This window comes from Methylobacterium terricola (assembly GCF_006151805.1).
Classification (GTDB): Bacteria; Pseudomonadota; Alphaproteobacteria; order Rhizobiales; family Beijerinckiaceae; genus Methylobacterium; species Methylobacterium terricola.
Map to the genome: position 1 here is coordinate 26,885 of NZ_VDDA01000026.1, position 26,043 is coordinate 52,927.

23 protein-coding genes and 6 pseudogenes are annotated in these 26,043 nt (G+C 69.8%); 10 read left to right on the forward strand and 19 right to left on the reverse strand.

Annotated elements, in window-relative coordinates:
• The first annotated feature begins 38 nt into the window (after positions 1-38).
• From FF100_RS30140 to FF100_RS30160, 5 genes are all read left to right on the forward strand, one after another.
• A complete protein-coding gene (locus tag FF100_RS30140) occupies positions 39-818 on the forward strand; it encodes a citryl-CoA lyase (RefSeq protein WP_139039642.1) in 780 nt (259 codons plus the stop codon).
• A gap of 151 nt (positions 819-969) precedes the next feature.
• Positions 970-2,133, forward strand: coding sequence for an acyl-CoA dehydrogenase family protein (locus FF100_RS30145; protein ID WP_139039692.1), 1,164 nt, complete (start codon positions 970-972; stop codon positions 2,131-2,133).
• Positions 2,134-2,308: 175 nt separating this feature from the next.
• Entirely contained in the window at positions 2,309-3,103 is a 795-nt protein-coding gene (locus FF100_RS30150; protein ID WP_139039644.1) for an enoyl-CoA hydratase/isomerase family protein, read from the forward strand.
• A gap of 74 nt (positions 3,104-3,177) precedes the next feature.
• Positions 3,178-4,047, forward strand: coding sequence for an amidohydrolase family protein (locus FF100_RS30155; RefSeq protein WP_205825069.1), 870 nt, complete (start codon positions 3,178-3,180; stop codon positions 4,045-4,047).
• Positions 4,048-4,077: 30 nt separating this feature from the next.
• The gene (locus FF100_RS30160) at positions 4,078-5,007 is read left to right on the forward strand and encodes an NAD-dependent epimerase/dehydratase family protein (RefSeq protein WP_139039646.1); all 930 of its coding nucleotides are present in this window, start codon (positions 4,078-4,080) and stop codon (positions 5,005-5,007) included.
• A 56-nt stretch (positions 5,008-5,063) separates the two neighbouring features.
• On the opposite strand, the pseudogene FF100_RS30165 reads toward FF100_RS30160, so the two are convergent.
• Positions 5,064-5,369: pseudogene (locus FF100_RS30165) on the reverse strand (transposase); the annotation flags it as partial.
• Between the two features lie 9 nt (positions 5,370-5,378).
• Between FF100_RS30165 and FF100_RS30170 the strand changes: the two are divergent.
• A pseudogene (locus FF100_RS30170) lies at positions 5,379-5,564 on the forward strand (transposase); the annotation flags it as partial.
• A gap of 88 nt (positions 5,565-5,652) precedes the next feature.
• Positions 5,653-6,614 (forward strand): IS630 family transposase gene (locus FF100_RS30175; RefSeq protein WP_139039648.1). Its coding sequence is split into 2 segments (ribosomal slippage): positions 5,653-5,989 and positions 5,989-6,614, totalling 963 coding nucleotides; the frame shifts between segments, so codons are not numbered across the junction.
• On the opposite strand, the pseudogene FF100_RS30180 reads toward FF100_RS30175, so the two are convergent.
• Positions 6,544-6,813 (reverse strand): annotated as a pseudogene (locus tag FF100_RS30180) (response regulator); the annotation flags it as partial. The gene FF100_RS30175 and the pseudogene FF100_RS30180 overlap by 71 nt on opposite strands.
• A gap of 116 nt (positions 6,814-6,929) precedes the next feature.
• The gene (locus FF100_RS30185; RefSeq protein ID WP_139039650.1) at positions 6,930-7,829 is read right to left on the reverse strand and encodes an SDR family oxidoreductase; all 900 of its coding nucleotides are present in this window, start codon (positions 7,827-7,829) and stop codon (positions 6,930-6,932) included.
• Between the two features lie 100 nt (positions 7,830-7,929).
• Between FF100_RS30185 and FF100_RS30190 the strand changes: the two genes are divergently transcribed.
• Together FF100_RS30190 and FF100_RS30195 are read left to right on the forward strand one after the other, a co-directional pair.
• On the forward strand, positions 7,930-8,775 hold the full coding sequence (locus FF100_RS30190; RefSeq protein ID WP_171070393.1) for a helix-turn-helix transcriptional regulator: 846 nt from the start codon (positions 7,930-7,932) through the stop codon (positions 8,773-8,775).
• 137 nt (positions 8,776-8,912) lie between these two features.
• The gene (locus tag FF100_RS30195) at positions 8,913-9,719 is read left to right on the forward strand and encodes a recombinase family protein (RefSeq protein ID WP_139039654.1); all 807 of its coding nucleotides are present in this window, start codon (positions 8,913-8,915) and stop codon (positions 9,717-9,719) included.
• Positions 9,720-9,935: 216 nt separating this feature from the next.
• On the opposite strand, the gene FF100_RS30200 is transcribed toward FF100_RS30195, so the two are convergent.
• The 3 genes and pseudogenes from FF100_RS30200 to FF100_RS38100 form a co-directional block, all read right to left on the reverse strand.
• Positions 9,936-10,241: a hypothetical protein gene (locus tag FF100_RS30200; RefSeq protein WP_139039656.1), complete on the reverse strand. Its 306-nt coding sequence runs from the start codon at positions 10,239-10,241 to the stop codon at positions 9,936-9,938.
• A pseudogene (locus FF100_RS30205) lies at positions 10,242-10,739 on the reverse strand (IS5 family transposase); the annotation flags it as partial.
• Positions 10,740-10,754: 15 nt separating this feature from the next.
• Positions 10,755-10,931, reverse strand: coding sequence for a transposase (locus FF100_RS38100; protein ID WP_246102549.1), 177 nt, complete (start codon positions 10,929-10,931; stop codon positions 10,755-10,757).
• A gap of 47 nt (positions 10,932-10,978) precedes the next feature.
• Here FF100_RS38100 and FF100_RS30210 point away from each other — a divergent pair.
• Positions 10,979-11,260: pseudogene (locus tag FF100_RS30210) on the forward strand (IS5/IS1182 family transposase); the annotation flags it as partial.
• A 316-nt stretch (positions 11,261-11,576) separates the two neighbouring features.
• Here the strand turns inward: FF100_RS30210 and FF100_RS38105 are convergent.
• From FF100_RS38105 to FF100_RS38115, 13 genes and pseudogenes are all read right to left on the reverse strand, one after another.
• Positions 11,577-12,416, reverse strand: coding sequence for an ABC transporter ATP-binding protein (locus tag FF100_RS38105; RefSeq protein WP_246102551.1), 840 nt, complete (start codon positions 12,414-12,416; stop codon positions 11,577-11,579).
• Positions 12,413-13,261: an ATP-binding cassette domain-containing protein gene (locus tag FF100_RS38110; protein WP_246102553.1), complete on the reverse strand. Its 849-nt coding sequence runs from the start codon at positions 13,259-13,261 to the stop codon at positions 12,413-12,415. The genes FF100_RS38105 and FF100_RS38110 overlap by 4 nt, the downstream gene beginning before the upstream one ends.
• Positions 13,261-14,091 carry an ABC transporter permease gene (locus FF100_RS30220; protein ID WP_139039696.1) on the reverse strand — a complete coding sequence of 277 codons (831 nt, stop codon included), beginning with the start codon at positions 14,089-14,091 and terminating at the stop codon, positions 13,261-13,263. The genes FF100_RS38110 and FF100_RS30220 overlap by 1 nt, the downstream gene beginning before the upstream one ends.
• Before the next feature lie 46 nt (positions 14,092-14,137).
• Positions 14,138-15,151 carry an ABC transporter permease gene (locus tag FF100_RS30225; protein WP_139039658.1) on the reverse strand — a complete coding sequence of 338 codons (1,014 nt, stop codon included), beginning with the start codon at positions 15,149-15,151 and terminating at the stop codon, positions 14,138-14,140.
• 45 nt (positions 15,152-15,196) lie between these two features.
• Positions 15,197-16,510 (reverse strand): annotated as a pseudogene (locus tag FF100_RS30230) (ABC transporter substrate-binding protein); the annotation flags it as partial.
• A gap of 15 nt (positions 16,511-16,525) precedes the next feature.
• Entirely contained in the window at positions 16,526-16,795 is a 270-nt protein-coding gene (locus FF100_RS30235) for a hypothetical protein (RefSeq protein WP_139039663.1), read from the reverse strand.
• Between the two features lie 38 nt (positions 16,796-16,833).
• A complete protein-coding gene (locus FF100_RS30240) occupies positions 16,834-18,414 on the reverse strand; it encodes a hydantoinase B/oxoprolinase family protein (protein ID WP_139039664.1) in 1,581 nt (526 codons plus the stop codon).
• Complete coding sequence (locus FF100_RS30245) at positions 18,411-20,435, reverse strand: hydantoinase/oxoprolinase family protein (RefSeq protein WP_139039666.1); 2,025 nt, start codon at positions 20,433-20,435, stop codon at positions 18,411-18,413. The genes FF100_RS30240 and FF100_RS30245 overlap by 4 nt, the downstream gene beginning before the upstream one ends.
• A 312-nt stretch (positions 20,436-20,747) precedes the next feature.
• Positions 20,748-21,509, reverse strand: coding sequence for an IclR family transcriptional regulator (locus tag FF100_RS30250; protein WP_139039668.1), 762 nt, complete (start codon positions 21,507-21,509; stop codon positions 20,748-20,750).
• Between the two features lie 200 nt (positions 21,510-21,709).
• On the reverse strand, positions 21,710-22,078 hold the full coding sequence (locus FF100_RS30255; RefSeq protein WP_139039670.1) for a nuclear transport factor 2 family protein: 369 nt from the start codon (positions 22,076-22,078) through the stop codon (positions 21,710-21,712).
• Between the two features lie 28 nt (positions 22,079-22,106).
• Positions 22,107-23,411 carry an aminotransferase class III-fold pyridoxal phosphate-dependent enzyme gene (locus FF100_RS30260; protein WP_139039672.1) on the reverse strand — a complete coding sequence of 435 codons (1,305 nt, stop codon included), beginning with the start codon at positions 23,409-23,411 and terminating at the stop codon, positions 22,107-22,109.
• Complete coding sequence (locus FF100_RS30265; RefSeq protein ID WP_139039674.1) at positions 23,408-23,761, reverse strand: hypothetical protein; 354 nt, start codon at positions 23,759-23,761, stop codon at positions 23,408-23,410. The genes FF100_RS30260 and FF100_RS30265 overlap by 4 nt, the downstream gene beginning before the upstream one ends.
• Positions 23,694-25,925 carry an acetyl-CoA C-acyltransferase gene (locus FF100_RS38115; RefSeq protein ID WP_246102559.1) on the reverse strand — a complete coding sequence of 744 codons (2,232 nt, stop codon included), beginning with the start codon at positions 25,923-25,925 and terminating at the stop codon, positions 23,694-23,696. Before FF100_RS38115 ends, FF100_RS30265 begins: the two co-directional genes overlap by 68 nt.
• Positions 25,926-26,043 lie beyond the last annotated feature (118 nt).

A 26,043-nucleotide genomic window follows, 5' to 3' on the forward strand; every position in this document is an offset into this window, starting at 1 on the left:
CGGCGACGACGACTCAACGACGAGCAGAGGAACGCCGCGTGGTCAGAACCCCGAAACCAATCCAGTCGGATATCGCCTGGAGCACGTCCGACCGGATCACCGTCCGCGGTAAAAGCCTGCCGGACGAAATCCTGGGCCACATCAACCTCGGGGACATGGCGTTCCTGCAGCTCACTGGCCGGATGCCGACGCCCCAGCAATCGGCGGTGTTCAACGCCGTCGTCATCACGTTGGTGGAGCACGGCATTACGCCCTCGGCGATCGCGGCCCGGATGACCTATGCGGGGGCGCCGGAGTCGCTTCAGGCCGCCGTCGCGGCCGGTCTGTGCGGCTTGGGAACGGTCTTCGTCGGCAGCATGGAGGGCGCCGCCCGCTTGCTCTACGAGATCATGCCCGAGGAGGCCGATGCGGACCTCGATGCCGTCGCCCGCGAGACCGTCGCCCGGTACCGGGCCGAGAAGCGGATCCTGCCGGGCTTCGGGCACCCAATCCACAAGCCAGTCGACCCGCGCACGCCGCGGCTTTTCGCGATCGCGGCCGAGAACGGCATGGCCGGGCGCTACGTCGACCTCATCCAACGCATCCACGCTGAAGCGGAGCGTGCCTCGGGCAAGCCGCTGACCCTGAACGCAACCGGCGCGCTCGGGGCGCTCTGCTGCGAATTCGGCTTCCCATGGCGGATCGTGCGCGGCTTCGGCGTGATGGCGCGCGCCATCGGCCTCGTCGGCCACATCCTCGAGGAAGCCGAGAACCCCATGGCGATCGAGATTTGGCAGCGGATCGAGGACGAGGCCAGCAGCCACATGCGCCCGGCCTGAGCGCCGTCCGCCATCGGAGCATGATGAGGAGAAGGAAAAACCGGCTCTCCGAAGGCATCGTGCGCTGACAAAGGCACAGAGCACGTTGCTGTTTCCGAAAAAACAACGTGCTTTCGAGAAACAACGACTCCTAGAGGCGAACGTGAACGACATCGCAGACGAACCTGACGACAGTCTCGCGGAGATCCGGGAAGAGGTGCGCAAGCTCTGCGCGCGCTTTCCTGGCGAGTACTGGCGCAAGCTGGACACGGTGCGCGGGTACCCGACCGAGTTCGTTCAGGCGCTGACCGAGGCCGGCTACCTATCGGTTCTCATTCCGGAGGAATACGGCGGATCGGGCCTCGGCCTCTCCGCCGCCGCCGCAATCCTTGAGACCGTGCAGGAAGAGGGCTGCAACGGCGCCGCCTGCCACGCCCAAATGTACATCATGGGGACGATCCTCCGGCACGGCTCGGAGGAGCAGAAGCGCCGCTACCTGCCGAAGATCGCGTCGGGCGAGTTGCGGCTCCAGGCCTTCGGCGTCACCGAGCCGACGAGCGGCACCGACACGACGGCTCTGCGCACCACGGCGCGCCGCGAGGGCGGACATTACGTGGTCAATGGCCAGAAGATCTGGACAAGCCGAGCCGAACACTCGGACCTGATGCTGCTCCTGGCCCGAACCACGCCCAAGGATCAGGCTGCCAAAAAGACCGCCGGCCTATCGACCTTCATCGTCGAGATGCGCGACGCTCTCGGCAACGGCCTCTCCATCCGGCCGATCCGCTCGATGATGAATCACAATTCCTGTGAGGTGTTCTTCGATGGCCTGAAGGTGCCGGCCGAGAACCTGCTTGGTCAGGAGGGCCAGGGCTTCCGCTACATTCTCGACGGGATGAATGCCGAGCGGTTGCTGATCGCCGCCGAGTGCATCGGCGACGCCAAATGGTTCACGAAGCGGTCGGTCGCCTACGCCAAGGAGCGCACCGTCTTCGGGCGGCCGATCGGCCAGAACCAGGGCGTACAGTTCCCGATCGCGCGCGCCTATGCGCAGATGCGGGCGGCCGAGCTAATGGTGCGGGAAGGCTGCCGCCTGTTCGAGGCCGGAAGGACGCCCGGCGAGCAGGCCAACATGGCCAAACTTCTGGCCGCCGAGGCATCCTGGGCCGCCGCCGAGGCCTGCATCCAGACCCATGGCGGCTTCGGCTTCGCCGAGGAATACGACGTCGAGCGCAAGTTCCGTGAGACACGCCTGTACCAAGTCGCCCCGATCTCGACGAACCTCATCCTGGCCTACCTGTCCGAGCACGTGCTCGGTCTGCCGCGCAGCTACTAAAAACACGGTGCTGGCTCAACGCGGACAGCAACAGGCTCTCGCACTGCACCGACACATGAGGAGTGCGGGAAGCCGCTTTTCTTGCTCCGCATCATGCTCCGGGGCCGCATCCGATCACGAAACCACGCCATCCGATCACGAGACCACGCCCGCCGCGGCGCAAAGGGAGGGCGCAATGTCGGAACGCTACGAGACAATCACCTTGGCCCGACCCGCCGATGACGTTCTCCTCGTCACGCTCAACCGGCCGGCCGCGGCAAATGCTCTCAACACCCGAATGGGCCTCGATCTGCTCGACCTCTTCACTGAAATTGCCGCAAGCCCGGAATTCTGCCGTGCGGTCGTCCTCACGGGCGCCGGACAGAAAGCCTTCTGCGCGGGCGGCGACCTCAAGGAACGGAACGGCCTCACCGATGCGGCCTGGCAGGCGCAGCACCTGATCTTCGAGCGCATGGTGAAGGCGCTCATCGATTGCCCGATGCCGCTCATTGCAGCCGTGAACGGTTCGGCCTACGGCGGCGGCTGCGAGATCGCGCTCGCCTGCGACTTCATCTATGCCGCACGGGGCGTGCGCTTCGCCCTTCCGGAAGTGACGCTCGGCATCATGCCGGGGGCGGGCGGGACGCAGACCTTGCCACGCGCTCTCGGCGAGCACCGCGCCAAGGAACTCCTGCTGACGGGACACCCCTTCGCGGCCGAGGATGCCGCCGCCTGGGGAATGGTGAACCGCCTCTGCGATCCTGCCGCCCTCGTGTCCGACGCGATCGAGACCGCTTCGGCCATCGCCGCGAATGCGCCGATCGCGATCCGCCAAGCCAAGCGCGCGATGCACCACGGGCTGGGCCTGAGCCTCGCCGACGGCATGCTGTTCGAGGTGGAGGCCTATAACCGCATGGTTCCTACCGAGGACCGTCGCGAGGGCGTCCGGGCCTTCAACGAGAAGCGCAGGCCCGTCTTCGTCGGGCGCTGACATTCGGATCGTGCCGCGCCTCAGCGAGGCCGGAACACGGGTCCTCAGGAACCGATGGACGGAGGGACCACCTCATGAGCAGCGCCCGCCCCACCTTCAGCATGACACCGCGCTCGCCCCGGCTCACGCTTCCGCCGTTGTCCTGCAATGCCCATTGTCACATCTTCGGTCCTGCCGCGACCTTTCCCTATGCGGTCCCGCGAGACGCCGCCCCGGCGGATGCGCCCAAGGACGTCTTCCTGGCGCTTCAGCGTCATCTCGGCCTCGATCGCGCGGTGATCGTCCAGACCCTCAATCACGGCTACGACCACGCCGCCGCCATCGAGACGATCGAGGCCGATCCAGGCAATCATCGCGGTATTGCCCTCGTGCCGCTAGACGTCGCCGACTCCGAGTTGGCCAGGCTCAACGCTCACGGCTTCCGGGGAGCGCGCTTCCACCTGACGCACACGATGCCGGGGACGGAGACCATCGACGACATCGTGCGGTTCGGGGACCGCCTCGCGCGGTTCGGCTGGCATCTCCAGCTTCATATCAACGGCGAGCAGATCCCGGATTGCGCCGCGGCGATCCATCGTTCGGCCGTGCCCGTCGTGATCGACCACATGGCCTATCCCGATGCCTCGGCCGGGCTGGACCAGCCGGGCTTCATCGCCCTGCTGCGGCTCCTCGAGGACGAGAACGTCTGGGTGAAGATCAGCGGCTGCGACCGCGCCACGCGTGCAGGGCCCCCCTACACTGACACGATCCCTTTCGTGCAATCCCTCGTGGCGCAGGCGGGCGACCGCGCCGTGTGGGGCACGGACTGGCCGCACACCAAGCTCGACGGCCCGATCCCGGATGACGGTCTCCTGGTCGACCTCCTCGGCGACATGGTCCTCGATCCCGCCGAGCGGCACCGCGTGCTCGTCGACAACCCCGGTCAGCTCTACGGCTTCCCGTAAGCACGTCCCAACGCGATACGAGACCTGACAATGACGATCCTCATCACAGGTGCCGGCGGCCATATCGGGCGGCGACTCGTCGACGCGCTCGCGGCCCGGGGAGAGACCGTGGTCGCGGTCGATATCATCGACCTGCATCGCACGATCGACCGACCTGATCTCGTGACGTTCCGGCGCGGCAGCGTCGCCAACATGAGCGAGGTGCTCGACGTCATGAAGACCCACCGCATCGAGCGCATCTTCCATCTCGGCGCGATGCTCAGTGTCGTATCCGAAAGCAATCACTGGGAGTCGCATCAGATCAACGTGCAGGGAACGATGAACGTCCTCGAAGCGTCCCGTATTCTCGGCGTTAAGCAGGTCTTCTTCGCCAGCAGTCGCGGTACTTACGGCCTCGACACCGGCGACGTCGTAGACGATTTCACCGTCCAGCGCCCGACACTATTCTACGGATCCGGCAAGCTTTACGGCGAGGGTGTCGGCCGCTGGTACAGAGCGAAGTTCGGGTTGGATTTCCGGGCTCTGCGCTACCCCACGATGATGGCGCCGGGGGTGCGCACGGCGGGACATTGGGCCCCATTGATGATCGAGGACGCCATCCAAGGCCGCGCTCACGTTGCGCAGGCCTCCCCATCCGATCTCGGAGCCTTCCTCCACGTGTCGGACGCGGTCCGCGGGACCTTGGAAATCATGAACGCACCTGCCGAACGTGTCGGGCGGGTGGTCTACAATTTAGCAGGAATTCAAAATCTAACTTCAGCGCTGGAGATGGAGGCCGCTTTAGTCCGTCGTTTCCCCGAATTCACTGTCAAGTATGAACGAGAGAACGGGCCGCGCGCGACGTACAGCAAATTCAGCGACTCCCAGGCGCGGCACGATTGGGGTTGGCGACCCGAAATTGACGATCTTGATAAGCTGATCTCAGCTTTCGAAAAGATCGTGTCCCGTAGCGTGGTGTAACTGCGTGTGGTCCACCACGATGACCGGCAGGGCCGGACTGGTCGGACTGCGAGGTTTGGCAGGCTGACGGGAGGATCATCGCCGATCGGGGCGATGCTTTCCAGGGTCATGTAGCGGCAACGCTGCACGGCCGATTCGTCGTTTTGCTCCAGCAAGATCGCGCCGACGAGCCTGCGGATCGAGGGCTCGTCGGGGAAGATGTCGACGACCTCGGTGCGCCGCTTGATTTCGCCGTTGAGGCGCTCCAACGGATTGGTCGAGTGCAGCTTGGCCCGATGGGCGGCTGGGAAGCCCATGTAGGCCACCACGTCGGTCTCCGCCGTGTCCATGAGGGCCGCCAGCTTCGGGACCTTGGGCCGGATTGATCGGCGATCCCGACCCGCAAAGATCAGCCGCGTCAGCCCGACTTCGACAAGGCCGCCTACCGGGAACGCAACAAGGTCGAGCGGCTGATCAACCGGCTCAAGCAGTATCGCCGCATCGCCACCCGCTACGAGAAGCGCGCCACCAACGACCTCGCCATGGTCACTCTCGGCATGACCATGCTCTGGCTGACGCGAGTTTGCAGAGACGCCCTAAGGCGCTGTGCGATCGGCCTGCAAAGGCGAAGTTGGTTAGGGGGTTGGTTGGCTGAAGGAGCCAGCGATGACCTCACCCTTGTCCGTCGGTCTGCGTGAGCGCGTCGTGTCTGCCGTCCTGGCAGGCGCGTCCTGCCGCCAAGCTGGCGAGCGGTTCGGCGTCAGCGCCGCCAGCGTCAGTCGCTGGCACGCCCGCCATCTCCAGGACGGCCACGTCCGACCCAAGCCGATGCGCGGAGACCAGCGCTCGCAGGTCATCGAGGCTCACGCCCCGCGGATCCTGAGGCTGTGCAAGGAGCGCGGCAACATCGTGCTGTCGGAGTTGCGCGACGCTTTGGCCGAGCAGCGCGTCACCACCAGCACCCGCAGCCTGTCGCGCTTCCTGGCCCGCCATCGCATCACCCGAAAAAAGGGGCTCTCCACGCCGCCGAGCAGGACCGTCCGGACGTAGCGCAGGCGCGCCAGGCGTGGTTCGAGGGTCAACTCGATCTCGATCCGGACTGTCTGGTATTCATTGATGAGACGGCAGCCTCGACCCGGATGGCACGTCGCTACGGATGGGCCCCGCGCGGCCAGCGCTGTCGCCTGCCGATGCCGTGCGGGCACTACAAGACCACCACCGTCACGGCGGCCTTGCGCACGAGCGGCTTGACCGCGACGGCGATCTTCGAGGGCGCCACCAACGGCCATCGCTTCCTGGATTACATCACCGACACCCTGGTCCCGGTACTCCAGCCCGGCGACACGGTGATCCTCGACACCCTCCAGGCCCACAAGGTAGCGGGCGTGCGCGAGGCCATTGCGGCGGCGGGCGCGCGGGTGGTGTACCTGCCGCCCTACAGCCCGGAATTCAACCCGATCGAGCAGGCCTTCGCCAAACTCAAAACCTTGCTGCGCACCGCAGCCGCGCGCACGGTCGAAGACCTGCATGCTGCGATCCGCCAAGCCTTCGCAGCCTTCACCCCGCAGGAGTGTCGCAGCTACCTTGATACAGAAGGCTACCAGACAGACTGCTACGTTTCAGCCTGATCGGGCAATGCTCTAGGTTGAACCCGTGCTGGTCGTTCTGTGCGAGCACGTGGCTGTAGCGGGAGGCCAGGAGCACGGGGATGTGGGGCATACGCCGCCGCATCTCCCTCGCGAGGGCGAGGCCCCCCATGCCCGGCATCACCACGTCCGAGAACACGACGTCGAAATCCGCCTCTTCGCTTCCCAGCCGGTCGAGCGCGGCATGGAGGTGCCCAGGAGCTGACGGCGGCAGGGCGGCTCCCAAGGCATCGGTTCCATGGGCCGGCGGCCCCGGGCAGCCGGGTCGACGTTGGCTGCGGTCTCGCCGAAGCGTTCTCAGTGTGCAACGTCGCGGTCTCGCATCGCTTCGATGTCGGCGATCAGCCCCGGTCCCGTCGGATGCCAGCCCAATCGGTCCCGCGTCCACGCGCTCGACGCGGACATGTCCATGCCGGCGAAGGCGTCGAGCCACTCGAAATGCCGGGCCGCCTCCTCCGGCGGCACGGACGCGACCGGCAGGTTCAGCCCCCGGCCGAGCGCCTCCGCGATGGCGCGGGTCGGGACGCCCTCCTCGGCGACCGCGTGGTAGCGAGTACCCGCCTCCTGCTGCTCCAGGGCCAACCGGTAGAGGCGGGCGACGTCGAGCACGGGAGCGGCCGACCACCGGTGCGTCCCGTCCCCGACATAGGCCGAGACGCCCTTCCGGCGGGCCAGTTCGGCGAGGTAGGTGACGAGGCCTTGCTTGACCGTATCGTGCACCTGGGGGAGCCGCACCACGGACACCTTGACGCCCGCCTCCGACAACGCGGCGCCCGCCAGTTCTGAGGCGATCCGCGGGTTCGGATACTCGGCGTTGAAGACGTCCTCGGTCGCCGGCAGGCCCGGGGCGGGGCTGCCGAAGCCAGTTCCGGAGGTGATGATCAGAGGTCGATCCGAGCCCTTGAGGGAGGAACCCAAGGCCTCGATGACGCGCCGGTCCTTCGCGCAATTGGCGACGAAGTGCGTGAAGTCGTGGTCGAAGGCGGTGTGGATCACGCCGTCCGCTTCGGCGGCGCCGCTGCGCAGGCTGTCCAGATCCTGCAGGCTCCCGAGGTGCGGCTCGGCCCCCGCGTCGCGGAGCGCCTGGGCGCCCTTCGCCGAGCGGGTCAGCCCGAGGACCTGATGGCCGGCGGCGAGGAGTTCCGGAACGATAGCCGAGCCGATGAAGCCGGTCGCGCCGGTGAGGAATACGCGCATGGAGTGCCTGTCCGAAGTGGCGTGGAACCTCATTGTCGCGCCAGCCCGCATCCGGTTAAAGGAGTGAGCTCATCCCGGTATAATCACCAACAGGATCGCGATGCCGTCCATCTCGGAGAACCTGCTGGGAGACTACCTCCGGGATCGGCGGACAAGGCTCGACCCGGCCGCCTTCGGGTTCTCCGGGCGTCGGCGGACGCCGGGCCTACGCCGGGAGGAGGTCGCCCAGCGCTCGAACATCAGCGCGACCTGGTACACGTGGCTGGAGCAGGGACGCGGCGGGGCCCCCTCCGCGGACGTGCTCAACCGCATCGCCTCCGGACTGATGCTGACGGAGCCGGAACGCGAGCACCTGTTCATGCTAGGGCTCGGGCGCCCGCCCGAGGTCCGCTACCGGCCCGTCGAAGGCGTGACACCGCGCCTGCAGCGCCTCCTGGACACGCTCGAGGCGAGCCCTGCGCTGGTGAAGACTGCGACCTGGGACGTCATCGCCTGGAACGCGGCCGCCGCCGTGGTGCTGACCGACTGGGATGAGGTCCCGTTCCGCGAGCGAAACATCCTGCGCCGCATGTTCGGCGACCCGCGGGTGCGGAGCGCGCAGCACGACTGGGACAGCGTGGCGCGCTTCGTGGTCGGCGCGTTCCGGGCCGACGCGGCGAGGGCCGGCGCCACCTCGGAGGTCGGCCGCTTGGTGGAGGAGCTCTGCCGCACGAGCCCGGAATTCGAGGCGCTCTGGCGGGAGAACGACGTCCGGGTCCACGGTGACGGGGTCAAGCGCCTGCAGCACCCGACCCTGGGCGAGATCGAGCTGGAATACTCGGCCTTCGCGGTGGACGGGCAGCCAGAACTCGGCATGCTCGTCTACAATCCGGTCCATAAGACCGTCGCAGACGGGATCCGCGCCCTGGTCGCCGCACGCCCCTCCGGCCGGCAAGGCCGTTCGTGAGGTTGCCCGGTTAGAATTGGCAGGGTTCAAAACCTCAGTCCAACGTCCACTCTTTCCGCTCGCGATCCCAGCGCAACGGCGGTCGGGCAGCTTTGGCCTCAGCGAGCCAGGCGGCGCGGCGGGCGAGCTCCGCCTGGGTGGCGCGATACCCCATGCCGATCATGGCGCTGGAACTCGAACGCTTCGGATGCGAGGTGACGTTCCTCGATCGTCCGATCGGACGGGATCCGCACGACCAGCTGCTGTTGCAGATCCGCGGTGCCGTGGCAGAGTACGAGCGCACGCTGATCGCGGAACGGATGCGGCGAGGACGCCAGATGCGCCTGCGTGCCGGCAGCCTGCTTCCCTGGACCCGAGCGCACTACGGGTATCGGCTCGATCCCGACCGGCCGCGCGCCCCGGCCGGGGTTCGGCTGGAGCCGGCCGAGGGCGCCATGGTCCAGCAGGTCTTCGCCCGCTACATCGAGGAGGAGGCCAGCCTGTTCGGCCTGGCCAACCATCTGCGGGCTCTCGGCATCGCCTCGCCGACAGGCCGCCCCCGCTGGAGTTCGGCCTCGCTGCGCGGCCTGCTGACGAACCCGGTCTATACCGGCCAGGTCTTCGCCGGCCGGTGGCGCAGCAGACCCCCGCGCATCCGCCGCTCGGCGACGCATCCGATCGGACGCCCCTCGACCACGTCGGTGCCGGTACCGGCGGAGCAGTGGCTGCCGGTCGCCACCGTCCCGGCCCTCGTCAGCCCCGCGCTGTTCGCGCAGGCGCAGGCCAAGCTGGCGCAGAACCGCGCCTTCGCCCGACGCCACAACACCCGGTACAGCTCCCTGCTGCGCGCCCTGGTGAGCTGCGGAGTCTGCCAGTCGAGCTGCCTGTACCGGACGATCCATCCCGGCGACGACGACTATCTATGCCGCGCCAAAGGGCATCCGCGCCGCAGCGGCCGCGCGTAGCCCTGCCCGGCGCGCTACGCACCGGCCCATCAGCTCGATGCGCTGGTCTGGCAGGATCTGTGTGCTCTGCTGAGAGAGCCCGAGCAGATCGCCGCGGCCCTGGCCTGGGCCCATGGCGGCGGCTGGCTGCCGCAGGATCTGCAGGCCCGGCGCGATCAGCTGCGGAAGGGGCGCCGTGGGCTCGAGCAGCAGGTGGATCGTCTGACGGAGGCCTACCTACAGGGGATCATCCCGTTGCCGGAATACCAGCGCCGCCGTCGCGTGGCGGAGGAGCACCCGCAGGCTCTCGCGGCGCAGGCCGAGCAATTGGAAGGCCAAGTCGACAGACAGGCGCAACTGGCCAACTGGGCGGGATCGGCCGAGGCGTTCTGCCGTCGCCTCCAGGATGGTCTGGCCGGCGCCGACTTCGCGCAACGCCGCCGAGTGGTGGAACTGCTCGTCGACCGGGTCGTGGAGGCTGAGGTCGAGATCCGCTACGTGGTACCCGTCGGCCCGGACGGCGAGCGCGGACGCTTTTGCCAATTACGGAAGGACTATTTCGATCCGCCAGCGGTCACGGTAGCGCCGCTTATCGAGGCGGATCTTGCGCTTGCGGGCGCGGGTGCCGGGAATGACCACGCTGATGCCCTGCTCGTGCAGGTGCTGGCGCAGCCAACCGGCATCGTAGCCCTTGTCGGCGATGAGCCGGCGCACGCGACCGGGCGCCTTTTCCAGGACGGCGGGGGCGGTCTTCACGTCGCTGGCGGTGCCGGGCGTGAGGTGGATGACGCTGGGGCGGCCGATCACATCGGTGAGGACGTGGATCTTGGTAGTCGGGCCTGCCCGCGATGGGCCAATCGCCTGTTCGCGGCCCCCCTTGTCCGCCGTGGGCGGCGCGCTGGGCTTTGACGTAGGTTGAGTCGAGACGGCGGCCTCGCCCGACCATCCGGCCTTGGCCAGGGCTTCCAGCATGCCGGTCCAGACGCGGCGGCGCGACCACCTGTTGAAGCGGTTGTAGACGGTGGTGGAGGGACCGTACTCGCTCGGACAGTCCTTTCAGCGGCAGCCGGACTTGATGACGTGCAGGATGCCTGAGAGGATCCTGCGGTCGTCCTTGCGACGAGCGCCGGGCTGGTTGTTGGGCATGACCGGCGTGATCGCCTGCCATTGCTCGTCCGACAGCCAGAACAACTGTGCCACAGCCTCTTCCATCTGGGAGGAGTGTGGAATCACCGTTCACTCGTCAACGAAATACCTTGAATGGGTTTAGACCCTGATCACAACTCTGGCCGTTCCTCGCGCACTGCTTTGCCGATCGCGCCTACCGGGGAGGGCGGGTCGGCACAGCCACCACCATCACCGTCGAGATCGTTGAGCCCGAGGACGGGCAGACAGGCTTTGCGATGCAGCCAAGACGCTGGGTGGTCGAGAGCACCCGGGGCTGGATCGGCCGTTGCCGCAGAATGGCGCGCGATCACGAAGCCACCGGATCGTCCGCACTCGCCTTCTTCGTGCTGGCCGCTGCCATGATCCTCGTGAGACGACTCGCACAAGCCTTATGAAACGGGGTCTGAGTCGACCAGGCTGCCTGACAAGTTACTCCGTCACCGAGCGCTTACGCTGGTGCAGAGGGGCGCAGTTGAGCAAGGCACCGTCAGCACGCTCACGCGCAGGGGATCAGAGGCGACGGCGACTACGTGCAACGAGGGTGGAATGAAGGGGAGTAGGGGTTTCGGCATTACGGCGGATCTTGGCGGTCATCACCCTGGTCCAATCCCACTGCCGGCAAGCTGGGCCTCTGCATCACTCGAAATGCTGGACAACCAGACTTCGGTGCCCATTGACATCCTTCACCGAGCGGAGATCCGTCGCGCCGGCTCAGGTCTTCGTCCCTCCGAGGGTTGGGATGGCTGCGATGAGGCGACGCGTATAGTCATGCTGCGGCTGGCGGAAGATCTCCCCCGCAGTTCCGGTCTCGACCAGTTGGCCGCGATGCATGACGATCAGCCGATCGGCGATGAGCCGCACGAGGCTCAGGTCGTGGGTGACGAAGATGTAGCTCATCTCGCTCGCGTCGCGCAGGGACAGGAGCGTCTCGACGACGTGGGCCTGCAACGACGCATCGAGTGCCGAGGTCGGCTCGTCGAGGATGAGCAGCTTCGGTCGCAGCACGATCGCCCGGGCGATGTCGACCCGGGCGCGCTGGCCGCCGGAGAGCTGGTGGGGCATGCTCGCCAGCAATGACTCCGGCAGCCCGGCCCGGTGCGCGGCCTCCCGCACCAGCTCCGGGAGCGCGGCCCGCTCGGCCGGCGTCCCGAGGCGCCGTACCGGATCGGCGATCGACCGGAAGGCCGTGAAGCGCGGGTTGAGGCTCGCCAGGGGGTCTTGGAACACCATCTGGATGCATCGGCGCTGCCCGGTGCGAGCGAAATGCCGGCCCGACAGGCCGCTGATGTCCTGGTCTTCGAACACCACGCTGCCCGAGGTCTGGGGGATCAGTCGGGCGATGATGCGGGCGAGGGTGGACTTGCCGCTGCCCGATTCGCCGACGAGGCCCAGGATCTCGCCCTCGCGCAGGTGGAAGCTCACCCCGTCGACCGCGCGCAGCCCGGTGCCTGGCGGGCCGTAGACCTTGGTCACCGCTCCGATCTCGAGGAGCTTGCGCCGGGGCGGCGCCTCCGCGGCGGCCTCCACGCGCCGGACGGGGCCCACCGTCACGACGACATCCCCGCATGGCTCCGGATCGCCGCCCGCCATTCCTGCGCCGTGCCCTTGCCGGCGGGCAGGGCATCGATCAGCATCCGCGTGTAGGCGGCCGCCGGGGCCGTGAACAGACGTCCGGCCGGGCCCTCCTCGACGACGCGGCCCTTGCGCATCACGCAAACCCGGTCGCAATACTGGCTTGCGAGGGCGAGGTCGTGGGTGATGAACAAGGCTGCCACTCCCCGTTCGCGGCAGGCAGCCATCAGCAGATCCATGACCAGCTTCTGCGTTGTCACGTCGAGGGCGCTCGTCGGCTCGTCGGCAATGATCAGCTCGGGCGAGCAAGCGAAGGCCGCCGCGATCATGATCCGCTGGCACAGACCGCCCGAGAGCTGCGACGGATAGGCCTCGAGGCGCCGCTCCGGGTCGGTGATGCCGATCTGGCCGAGCAGCGCCGCGATGCGGCCTCGCGCCGCCCGACGGGTCAGGCGGCCGCCGTCATGGGCGATCAGGATGTCGCACAGGGTGTCCCCGACGCGGCGGATCGGGTTGAGGCCGGCCTTGGCGTTCTGGAAGATCATGGCGACCCGCCGGCCGCGGATCCGCCGCATCGCCCGCTCGTCGGCGCGCAGCAGGTCGCTGCCGTCGAGCCGGACCGACCCGGCGGCGATCCGGGCCTGCGGCGGCAGGAGCCGCATCACCGACAGGCCGGTCATGCTCTTGCCCGATCCGCTCTCGCCCACCAGAGCGAGGCACTCGCCGCGCCCGAGGCTCAGCGACAGCCCGTCGAGGACGCGCACCGGCCCGTCCTCCGCGTCGAAACGGACGGCCAGGTCCTCGATCTGGAGCAGCGGGTCCATCAGCGGCGTCTCCGGGGATCGACGAGGTCACGCACCGCATCGCCGATCACGCTGAAGCAGAACACCGAGAGCACCAGGGCGAGTCCCGGGAAGGTGACCACCCACCACTCCCCCGACAGCATCAGGCCCGCCCCCTCCTGGATCATCACGCCCCATTCGGGAGTCGGCGGTGCGACGCCGAGGCCGATGAAGGCGAGGCCCGAGGTGTTGAGCACCGCCCAGCCGAGATTGAGGGAGATCTGGACGATCACCGGCGGCAGGCAGTTCGGCAGGAGGAAGACGAAGATCACCGAAAGCGGCGCGGCGCCGTTGATCACCGCCGCCTCGACGTAGCCGATCCCGCGCCGGGCCGCGACCTCGGCCCGGGCCAGGCGGAAGTAGAACGGCACGTTGATGATCGCGGTGGCGAGCACGACGCTCTTCACCGAGTTGCCGAACACCGCCACGAGGGCCATGGCAGCGATGAACAGCAGGAACGCCATCATGACGTCGATGAGGCGGCTCAGTACCCGGTCGCCGAGGCCGCCCGCATAGCCGCTGACCGCGCCGAGGGCGGTGCCGGCGGCGGCCGCGAGCGCCACCGCCGAGACCGCGATGGCGATGTCGAGCCGCGTCGCGACGATCACCCGGCTGAAGATGTCCCGCCCGACATGGTCGGTGCCGAACGGGTGGGCGAGGGAGGGCGGCGCCAGGACCAGCGGGCTGGTGGCGAGCGGGGGATAGGGCGCGATCCACGGGCCGATCGCCGCGAGGACCAGCAGCAGGACGACGACCGCGAGGGCGAAAGCCGTGCCTCGGCCCTGCCGGGCGAGGACGGCGAGGACGGGGATCCGGGCGGGAGCGGCGGGGATGGAGGCGGGAGAGGTCACGGGCCGCTCACCCGTTCACGTCGACGCGCGGATCGATCGCCGCGGTCAGAAGGTCGATGACCAGGGTCAGGATCACGAACATCACCGCCACGATGAGCACGAAGGCCTGAACTGGCGCGTAGTCGACCCCGAGCAGCGCGTTGATCGCGTAGGCGCCGATGCCCGGCCAGGCGAACAGCTTCTCGATCATCACGTTCGCCCCCAGCATGGTCGACAGCACCATGCCCATGGTGGCGAGGACCGGCAGCATCGCGTTCGGCAGGGCGTAGGAGATCAGGATGCGCGCCCGTGTCAGCCCGAAGGCGCGGGCCGTCATCACGTAGTCGCTGTCGAGAGCGTCGATCATCGCTCCCCGCATCATGCGCAGGAGCGGGGCCACCGCGAAGATCGCCATCGAGGCCGCCGGCAGCAGCATCTTGCAGAAGGCGCGCCAGGCGAGGCCGGGATCGCCCTCGATCAGGGCGTCAACGGTCATCAGGCCGGTGACCCGGGTCGGCGGGATGTCGGAGCCCGGCAGGCGGCCGATCGGTTCCGGGGCGATTCCCGCCAGGTAGTAGAGGAGGTAGATCAGCAGCAGGCCGAAGAAGAAGCCCGGCATCGCCGCCGTGGTCGAGGACACGGCGCGGCAGGCCTGGTCGAGGGCGCCGCCGCGGTGGAAAGCCGCCAGGACGCCGAGGGGCAGGGCGACGCCGACGCCCATCGCGAAGCCGAGGGCGGCGAGCTCGATCGTCGCTGGCAGGAGCCGGCGGAAATCCTCCAGCACCGGCTGGCCGGTGAGCAGCGACTGCCCGAGCTGGCCGTGGGCGAGGGCGTGCAGGTAGATCAGGAATTGCTCGAGCCAGCCGCGATCGAGACCGAGCTGCTGGCGCACCGCCCGGATCTCGTCCGGGCCGGCGCTGGGCGAGCTGGCATAGTAGATCGCCGGATCGCCAGGCAGGGCGCGCACCAGCGCGAAGGTCACCACCACCACGCCGAGGAGGATCGGGAGCGCGCCGAGGAGCCGAAATGCCACGACCTTCATGAAGTCACCTCCGTTCCGCGGGGCCCGGCTCCAGACCGGCCGGGTTCACGCCTTGACGAGGTGGCGCAGCTCGAGCGCACTGTGGAACATGTAGGTGTAGCCGCTGAGCCCCTTGCCGACCGCCACGTCGAGGAACGGCGACCACAGGGCCACCATCGGCACCTCCGCCTTGGCGATCTCGACCATCCGGCGCACCTTGGCCTCGTAGGTCGCCGGGTCGGTTTCGAACCGCGTCGCCATGGTTAGCGCCTCCATCTCCGGGTCGGCGAAGTTGCCGTAGTTCCAGCGCGACTTGCCGGTGTAGAAGATCCGAAAGAAATAGTCCTGGCTCTTCAGCCAGGCACTGCCTGTCGCCAGGAACATCGCGAGCTTCTTCTCGGCCTGGAGTGTGCCGATCTGGGCACCCGGCACCTTGCTGATCGCGACCCGGATCCCGACCTTGCCGAGCGATTCCTGGAGCAGGACCGCGACCGGCTCGGCCAGGGCCGCCTGCCCGGCATCGATCGAGAACACGGTCTCGAAGCCGCCGGCATGGCCGGCCTCGGCGAGGAGCGCCTTCGCCTTCGCGAGGTCGGTGTCGTAGGGCAGCGGCACCGGCCACTTGGCCGAGACGGTGGCGGCCTCGCCGCCGAACAGCGGCTTGCCGCGCCCGTACAGAGCCGAGTCGAACATCTGGCGGTACGGAAGCGCGTAGGCGACGGCTTGGCGCACCCGCCGGTCGTCGAACGGCGCCATCTGGGTGTTCATCGCCACGTAGGCGACGCTCGCCGGATTGTTGACGCCGACGATGCGGGTCCTGCCGGAGGCCCGCAGATCGGCGACGTCGCGGCCCGACAGGCCCCGGACGATGTCCGCCTCGCCGCGCTCGGCCGCCGCCCGGCGGCTCGACGCGTTCGTGGCGACTTGGAGCAGGATCCTGGCCTTGCCGGCGACCTTGCCGTTCAGCCATTGCGGGAAACGGTCGAGGATCACCTGCTGGCCCGGCTCGTAGCGGGCGAGCCGGAACGGGCCGCCGCCAGCGACGTTCGCCTTCAGCCAGTCCAGGGCGAAGGGATCCGCTTCGGTTGCGTGCTTGCGGCACAGGGCCGAGTTGAAGATCGCCGGGAACACGATAGCGAGGTTGGGCAGCGTGAAGCGGTCGGCCTTCTCGGTCTCGACCTGCAGGGTCATGTCGTCGATGACCGAGAACTGTGCCGGGTCGCGCAGGGAGCCCGAGGCGAGTTGCGCCTTCGCGGTCGGCACGCTCATGCAGCGGTCGAGAGACCACTTGGCGTCGCGCGCCGTGACCGGCGTTCCGTCGTGGAAGATCGCGCCCCGGCGCATGTGGAAGACGATGCGGCGTCCGTCGCCTGAGACCTCGTAGCCCTCCGCCGCCTAGCCGACAATCCTGTCGTAATCGTACGTGAAGGCACCGTCCTCGCCCTCGATCGGCTTGATGCCGAAGGTCACCAGGCGGTCGTAGACGTTCCAGGTGACGTTCACCGCCGGCGTGTTGTAGCCGGTCCCGGCCGGATCGAACGTGTTGGGCGCATCCTCGAGCAGGACGCGGATCACGCCGGATTGCTGGGCGAGGGCCGGCCCGGCGCCGAGCCGGAGAGTGGCGAGCGAGGCGCCGCCGGCGACGAGGAGGTCACGTCTGTTCATGCGTAGCGGCTCCAGCAAGTGAGGCGGGACGGTCCGGGTCAGTCCGAGGAGCGGCCGTAGCCGCCGCCGCCGCAGCTCTCGGCAACCACGAGGTCGCCGGCGCCCACGACGATGTTCGCTTTCCCGGCAAGCGCGAGCGTCTCCCCCGAGCTCCGCTCAAGCCGGACCCGGAACGGCGCACCGTCCTCGCCGCCCTCGAGGCCGTAGGGCGGCACCACCGCCCGCTCGAACATCGTGGTGAGCGAGACGCCGTCGGCTTGCACCCGGTAGCCGCGACAGACGCCGTCGCCGCCGGCATGGCGGCCGCGGCCGCCCGAGCCCCGGCGCAGCCGCTGGAACTCGACCGTGATCGGGTACTCGCTCTCGATCACCTCGGCGGGGGTGTTCATCACGTTGGCGAGGTGGACGCGCGTCGCCGCCATGCCGTCGCGATCGGCCCGCGCGCCCTCGCCGCCGCAATGCACCTCGTAGAAGGTGGACCAGCTCCCGTCGTCCCGGCGCGCACCGAAGATGAGGAGCCCGGCGGTAGTCGGCCCTCCGGCGCTCATCCGCTCCACTGCGAACGGCCGGAAGGCCTGGAAGATCGCGTCGGCGACGCGCTGGCAGGTCTCGTGGTTGCCGCCGACGACCGGGGCGGTGGCCCCGCCGTCGAGGATCGACCCCGGCCGGGTCACGATCCGCAGCGGCCGGTAGCAGCCGGCGCTGGGCTGGATCTCGGGGCCGAACAGCGCCTTCATCACGTAGAAGGCCGCCGCCCCGGCGATGAAGGGCGTGGTGTTGATCGGTCCTGGCACCGCGTCGGCGCTGTCCGAGAAGTCGAAGGTGATCTCGTCGCCCGCGATGGTGGCGGTGACCCGGATCGGCTGCGGCGGGCCGCCATGGCCGTCATCGTCCATGAAGTCCTCGCCGCGATAGACGCCATCCGGCAGAGCGGCGATCGCCGCGCGCATCTGTCGCTCGGCGCGGGCGTGGATCGCCTCGAAGGCCTCCACGAGGAAGGGGGCGCCGTAGCGGCGGTCGAGCTCGGCGAGGCGTCGCGCCGCGACCGTGGTGGCGGCGATCTGGGCGAGGATGTCGCCGCGTCGCTCTTCCGGGCCGCGGACGTTGGCGAGGATGAACGCCATCACCCGCTCGTCGATCGCCTCCCCGGCGACGAGGCGAACCGGGGGGATGCGCAACCCCTCCTGCCAGGCGTCCACCGCCGCCGCGTAGTAGCTGCCGGGGGCCGCCCCCCCGATATCGGCCCAGTGGGCGAGGCTGATCGCGAAGGCGTACAGGGTCGTCCCCGAGAAGACCGGACGGATCAGCTTGACGTCCGGGAGATGGTTGCCGCCGACCTCCGGCGTGTTGACGATCCAGACGTCGCCCGGCCTCATCTCGGCGGGCCGGACCACGGCGAGGAACTCCCGGACCGTGAAGGACAGGACGCCGAGATGGACCGGCACGTCCTGGCCCTGGGCGATCAGGAATCCTGCCGCATCGGTGAGGGCGGAGGAATGGTCGCCGGCCTCGCGCAGGAGCGGCGAGCGGGCCGCCCGCATCACCACCATCGACATTTCCTCGGCGATGGCGGTGAGCGCGTTGCGCGCCACCTCGAGGGAGACGGGATCGATGATCATGCGGGCAGCCTCACGGCGATGAAGAGGTCGTCCCGGTTCTCGCGCCACAGCACGTCGCCCGGCGGCACCACGATCGTCGACCACTCGTCCTCGATGATCGCCGGCCCGGCGATGCGCAGGCCCGCCGGCAGGGAGCCCCGCGCGTAGACCGGCGTCGGATGGCGCTCGCCGGTCTCGTAGGTGACGAGGCGCTCGCCCTCTTGGAGGGGGCCTGCCGCCGGTTCCGCCGGGGAGGGCGCGTGCGCGGCTCCGGCCGGCGCGGCCTTCCCGGGGGCGGCGACCTCGGTGCGGATGTTGACGAGCTCCCAGGGTTCGCCGGTGGCGTAGCCGTAGAGGGCCCGGTGCGCGGCGTCGAACTGGGCGCCAAGGGCCGCCGGGTCGCCGAGGGCGGGGTCGGTGATCGGCGTCTCGTAGCTCTGCCCGCTGTAGCGGATGCCCGCCACGTGGCTGGTGGCGAGCCGTTCCGGCGGGTAGCCAGCCCGAGCCAGGGCCCCCGCCAGCTCCGACGTCTGGGCCGCCACCATCCCGTCGAGCCGGGCCTGGTCCCAGGCGGTCGAGCGGACGTTGACGGTCATCTGGCGCGAGAAGCTCATCCGCGCATCGACGCAGCCGAGGGCCGAGAAGCCGGAGGAGAATTCCGGCACGACGATGCGGCCGATGCCGCACAGGCGGGCGACCTCGGCGGCGTGCATCGGACCCGCACCGCCGAAGGCGATCAGCGCAAAGTCGCGGATGTCGACCCCGCGCTCGACCGTGGCGCGACGCAGGGCGCGGGCCATGTTGGCGTGGACAACCCGGACGATGCCGACCGCCGCCTCGGGGATGGCGAAGCCCATCTCGGCGGCGAGCCGGCCGATGGCCGCCTCCGCCGCCTCCGGCGACAGGGTCACGGCCTTGCCGAGGGTGCGGCCGGGATTGAGGTAGCCGAGGAGCAGGTCGGCATCCGCCACCGTGGCGGCCTCGCCGCCCCGGCCGTAGCAGGCCGGTCCCGGGCTCGCCCCGGCGCTCTGCGGCCCCACCGTCAGGGCGCCGGAGGAGAGCCGCGCGATCGAGCCGCCGCCGGCTCCGACCGAATCCACCGCCACCATCGGCAGGCGGATGCGGCGTCCGCCGAGTTCGCGGTTGAGGGCGATCTCGGCCTTGCCATCGACGATCAGGCAGACATCGGTGGTCGTGCCGCCCATGTCGAAGGTGAGCGCGTGGTCGATGCCGAGGCGGTCGGTGGCGAAGCGGCTCGCCGAGACCCCGGCGGCCGGGCCCGACATGGCGAGCATCAAGGGCCGCTCGGCGATCAGCTCCGGTGCCGCCATGCCGCTCGCAGAATGGATCAGGTGCAGCCGGCTCGCCTCCGGCCGGCGCTCGGCGATCAGGGCGAGGTGCCGGGTGATCCGCGCCATCATCATCGCGTTGAGCGCCGTCGTGCTCATGCGCTCGAATTCCCGCGCCTCCGGGCTGATCTCGTGGCTGAGGCTCACGAACGGGATCGCCTCGCGCAGGCGCTTCCCGAGCCGGACCTCGTGCTCGGGATTGGCGTAGGCGTGGATCAGGCAGACCGCGACGGTGTCGAGGCCGGCGGCCAGGATCTCGTCCACCACCCGCTCGATCTCGGCTTCGGTCAGGGGCTCGATCACCCGGCCGTCAGGGCCGACGCGTTCGCGGACCTCGAACCGGCCGGAGGCCGGGATCAGCGGTTCGGCCTTCGGCGGCAGGTCGAGGCGATAGAGATGGCGGCGCGAGCCGCGGCCGATCTCGATCGTGTCGGAGAAGCCCCGCGTCGCCACCAGGGCGGCTGGGCGGAAGCGCTCCTCGACGATGTCGTTGGTGACGATCGTCGTGCCGTGGACGATCTCGTCGACCTCCGGCCAGGTCAGGGATACCGCCGCGATGGCGTCGATGATCGCCCGGACCGGCTCGGCCGGGCGGCTCGGCGCCTTGCCGGAGCGGCGCGTGACGCCGTCCTCGGCGACGGCGATGACGTCGGTGAACGTCCCGCCGATATCGATGCCCAGCCGCCAGCCCATGCAAATCTCGAAAAACTGAAAATAATCTCGTTTTTCGAATATCTCGAGGAGGCGCGGCGGTGTCAAGGCCGGCTTGGCGGGACTTGGCGCGCGGCCGAAGAGCCTGGACTGGACCCAAGCACCTGGTCTTGTTCAAGTTCTATGCCAGGATGGGGGATCGTGCGGCGGTGGGGGCACCGAGAGGATTCTCGGGAACCGGAAAAAATATCCGCGGGATCGAAGCCGGCGCGCGGGTCCGCGGGCGATCCGTCGCGACAGCGGTCGCGACCTCGCTCTCGGGTGCCGGTGGTGTATCGGCGGAGAGGCCTGGCCCTACCGGGCGCCGCGCAGGGCCTGAGCGAGCGAGCGGGCGGCCTCGGTGAGGGCAGCCTCGACCGTCGCGCGGTCGACCTGCGCGAAGCGCTCGGCGAGGCCGAAGATCGCGACCGCGTAGGCGAGCCCGGTGCGGTCGTCCTGCACCGGCGCGGCATAGCTCAGGATGCCAGGGTCGAACTCGTTGTTGCAGACGGCGATCCGCCGCTCCCGGGCCTCCGCGAGGTCGGCCCGGATCGCGTGCTCCTCGACCTTGGTCGCCGCCGTGAAGGCCCGGCGCGGGGCCTTCAGGTACGCGTCGATGAAGGCGTCATCCTGGAGGGAGAGCAAGATCTTGCCGGACGCGGCGGCATGGAGCGGCATGCCGCGGCCGGGCTGGGCGTAGGCCTTGCCGAAATCGTCCGGATGGCTCGTCGCGATCAGCTCGACCTGGTCGCCGGTGAGCTTGGCCAGGAATGCTGTTTCGCCGAAGCGTTCCACCAGCGCTTTCAGCACCGGTTCGGCCACCGTCACCACATCGGCGCCGTCGCTCATCAGGTGGGCGAGGCGCCACACCCGCTCGCCGAGCCCGAACGAGCGGGCATTGACCTTGCGCACCAATCCGAGGCCGAGCAGCGTGCCGAGCTGGCGGTGGGCGGTCGCCACCACGAGGCCGCTGCCCGTCGCGATCTCGGTGAGGCTCAGGCCCTCGGGGGAGGCGGCGAGCAGTTCGAGGATTCGGAAGGACCGGCCGAGCGGCGAGTCGTCGGCGTCGCTCGTCATCAAAAGCCTTCCGGAGTCGCCGTTCGGTCGGCAGATCTGAGTAGGTTCGCGACAGCGGTCACCAGTACTGCGATAAAACCCTGCGCCACATCAGAAACCTAAGCGGACGAAGCGCCGGCCCGCCGACGCGAGCCTGCTTAGGGGCAGGCCGCGTGGGCTGTCAACCGAGGCGGTTCGGCCCGCGCCGGGCCCGCTCCGCGTCACGCCAGGGTCCAGTAGACCTTCGCGACGATGCGCCAGATGCCCTCGACCTTCAGCAGGGTCAGCTCGTTCACGAAGCGCCGCGGCAGGTAGCAGTCGCGGACCCGCGCATGGGCCATTCCCGGGCCGGTCACCGTCAGGGCCAGGATCTCGTCGTCGCGGGCATCGCCGCGCGAGGCCGGCGAGGGCCGGCCGGCGACCCGGGCGAGGTACGGCTCGTGGTCGATCGTCGTGACCGCCCCGTCCTCCCCGACGGTGTAGAGCCGGCAGGCGGGATGGAACACTCGCCGGAAGCCCTCGACGTCGCCGTCGTAGAGCGCATCGAAATAGGCCTGTACGGCGGCGCGGACCGCGGATTCCTCGTTCATCGTCGTCGTCCTTCGTCGGGTTCGAGGGTCAGGCGGCGTGGCGCGCGTGGTGCCGGTCGGCCACCGCGAGGGCGCGGTCGAGGGCGCCGAGGAGCCTGTCGAGATCGGCCTCGCTCATCAGCAGCGAGGGGGCGAGGAAGAGCGAGGTCTCCTCGCCGCTCGTCCCGATCACGACGTCCTCCGCGAGGGCCGCCGCCGCGACGAGCGATGCGACCGGCGTCCCAGCCGAGGCGGCGGTCCAGTCCCGCCAGTGCGGGCCGTGCAGCTCGATGGTCCAGTGCAGGCCGCGGCCGTCGACCCGGGCGACGGAGGGGTGGGCGGCCGCGATCGCCACGAGGTTGCGGCGCATCATCGGCTCGAGGGAGGCGACGCGCTCCAGCAGGCCGTCGCGCCGGATCACCTCGAGGGTGGCCAGCACGCAGGCCATGGCGATGGGATGGCCGCGGAAGGTGCTGTAGGCCTGCCAGGCCGCGCCGTCGAGGCGCTCGACCATGGCGCGCGACAGGATCACGGCGCCGATCGGCGCCCCGCCGCCGGCCAGCGACTTGCCCATCGTCACCATGTCGGGCCGGCTCTCGCCGCCCTGGAACGCGAACCAGCGCCCGGACCGCCCGGCCCCGGTCACGACCTCGTCGGCGATCCACAGCGCGCCGGCGCGCCGGGCCGCCCGGGCGACCTGATCCTGGTAGGCGCCGTCGTGGTAGATGCCGCCCTGGCTGTAATCGACGATCACGCCCGAGACGTCGCCGAGCATGGCCGCCATCGCGTCCTCGCCCTGCTGCGCCAGGAGCGGCACGCGCTCGCCATAGGCCGAGGCCAGGGGCGCCGACAGCACCCGCACCGGAGCGGAGGCGGAGCAGAGGCTGACGCGCCCGTCCCGGTGCGACAGGCCGCCGTGCCAGTGGGGCTGCACCGTCACGTCGCGGGACAGGCCGGTGAGGCCGTGATAGGCGCGCTCCCGGGTCGCGATGGCGCCGCGGCCGGTGGCCGCCTGGGCGAGCGACAGGGCGAGGTCGTTGACCTCCGAGCCCGACAGGCCGAAGCGCACGGCGCCGACCCAGTCGTGCTCGCCCGCGAAGGCGAGCTCGACCAGCGCCTCGGCCGCCGCCTCGCGCTCCTTCCAGAACCAGCCCTCGCTGCACGCCGGATAGTCGGCCGCCCGGTGGATCGCCGCGACGATGTCCGGGTGGCGGTGGCCGAGGGCGCCGCCGGAATTGCTGCCGTCGAGAACCTTCCGGCCGTCGTCGAGGTGGAAGTACGAGCCGTCGCCGCCGATCACCGCGACCGGGGCCTCGTCGCCGGCATTGAGGCCGGTCATCAGCAGACGTTTCATGCGGGCAGCTCCTTGCCTTGCAGATTCGGGAAGGGCGTCAGGCGGCCGGTCCGGCCGCAGGCCGGCGCAGGCCGGCGCAGGGGGACGAGCAGGGCCGCGAGGCGGGTCGCACCCGCCACCGGCCAGGCGACGCGCGGTCCGTGCCGGGCGGCGAGGTCGCGGACGGCGCGCAGAACCTCGGCGATCTGGGCGAACAGGAACCGCTCCCCGGCCCCGGCCAGGGTCAGGTCCGACGCCCGCCGGTAGCGGGACAGGTCGGGCCACAGCCGCCTGGCGTCGTCGTCATGGTCGTAGAAGCCGGCGCCGGCGCGCCGTCCGGCCCGGCCCTCGGCCAGCAGCTCCAGGATCACGCCTTCGCCCGGATGGTCCCCGGGTGGCTCCCCGCGCCCCGGCGATGCCCTCGGCCGCAAGCGACAGGGAGGCGTCGTCGATGAGGGCGAGAGGCGCGGCCAGATAGCCGGCCTGGAGGGCGGCGTTCTCCACCAGCGCCGGCGCGACGCCCTCGCCGACCATCGCGGCGGCCTCGTTGACGAACGCCCGGAGGACCCGGCCGGCGAAGAAGCCGTGCCGGTCCCGGACCTGGATCGCGCCCTTGCCGAGGAAGCCGGCGTCGTCGTGCGCCCGGGCGAGGGCCGCCGCGGCGCTGCGCCGCCCGCGCACGATCTCGACGATGCCCCACAGCTCGACCGGCGAGGCGATATGCAGGCCGACGAGGCGCGACGGGGCGGCGAGCCCGTCGGCGAGGCCGTCGATGGAGAGCGCCGCGGTGCTGGTGGCGAGGAGCGCCTCCGGCCGCAGCATCGCCTCGAGACGGCCGAGGACGTCGCGCTTGAGCGCGGCCGCCTCGCCCATCGCCTCGACGGCGATGTCGGCGGGTGCGAGCGGGTCGAGGCCGTCGACCGGCGCGATCCGTCCCAGCAGCGCCGGCAGGTCGCCGGGCGCCGGCGCGCCGCGCCGGACCGCGCTGGCCCCGATCTCCGCGACGGCCGCCACGCCCTGCTCCGCCGCCGTCCGGTCGACATCGGCCAGCAAGACCGAAGCCCCCTTAAGAGCGAAGGCGTAGGCGATGGCAGCCCCCATCGTCCCGGCACCCGCGATGGCGGTGACCCGCGGTGGGGCGGCGACCGGGATGTCGGCCGAGCGGGCGGGCGTTCTGCCGGGTCGGCGGACTCGATGCCGGTGAGGACCGCGTCCAGCTCGGCCTTGAACAGCGCGCTCGTGCGGTTGGCGCGACTCTCGGGATTGTCCAGCGTCACGACGAGGAGGCCGTCGGGACGCCGGTGGGACTGCAGGTAGCGCATCACGCGGCGATCCGCTCGAGGATGGCGGCGGAGGCCATGCCGGCGCCGATGCAGAGCGTCGCCAGGTCGTAGCGCTCCCCCGCCGATCCATCTCGTCGACCAGCGTGCCGACCAGCGTGGCGCCGAGGGGATGGCCCATCGCGATGGCGGCGCCGTTGACGTTCACCCGGTCCGGATCCACCCCAGTCTCGGCTAGGAAGTGGAGGACGACCGACGCGAAGGTCTCGTTGACCTCGAACAGGCCGATCGCCCCGAGGGGGAGACCCGCCCGGGCGAGCGCCTTGCGGGCCGCGAGCGCCGGCCCGGTCAGCATGATCGTCGGCTCGCAGGCGATCGTGGCAACGGAAATGATGCGAGCCCACGGCGTCAGGCCGTGGGCCGCCGCGGCGCGCGGGCTCGCCACAAGGGCGAGACCGCTCCGTCGACGATGGCCGAGGAAATGCCCGCGGTGTGCCTGTGCTCGATCGCGGCGACGCGGTCGCCGTAGCGGGCGCAAGGCGACGGCATCGAAGCCGCTCCGACCCGCCTCGGCGAAGACCGGCGCGAGGGCAGCGAGGGACTCAGGCGTCGTGCCGGCCCGTATCGCCTCGTCGCGCGCGAGCAGGACCGACCCTAACGCATCGGTCACGGGCACGACGGAGCGCGCGAACCGGCCCTCGTCCCAGGCCTGCGCCGCCAGGCGGTGGGAGCGGGCCGCGTAGCGGTCGAGGTCGGCGCGGGAGAAGCCGCCGAGGGTCGCGATCAGATCGGCGCTGATTCCCTGCGGCACGTAGTCGAGCGCCGCCGAGGTTCGAGGATCGAATTGCCAGGCGCCGCCATTCGAAAATATCGGCACCCGCGACATCGTCTCGACGCCCCCGGCCAGGACGACCTCTTCCCAGCCGGAGCGCACCTTCTGGGCAGCGAGGTGAATCGCCTCCAGGCCCGAGGCGCAGAACCGGTCGATCTGCAGTCCGGGCGGAGCAGAGTCCCAGTCGTTGAGCAGGGCGGCGGTCCGGCCGATCGGCCCGTCCTGCTCGCCGACCGGCGAGACGCAGCCGATGACCACGTCTTCGATCGCCGCCGGGCCGAGGCCGGTGCGCCGGTGCAGCGCCTGCATCAGGTCGGCGAGGAGCCGCACGGGCTTGACCGTCGCGAGGGCGCCTCCGGCGCGGCCTCGGCCACGCGGCGTGCGGATCGCCTCGCACAGCAGGGCATCGGCAACGGGCGGCATCCGGGCCTCCCTCCGGCAGCAGGACGGGCGGTCTATGTCACATATTTTTGTAATTTGCAAATTTATTCCGATTTACGGTAATTCAGCCCGGGCGGTCCAGGGTCGCCCATCGTCGGAG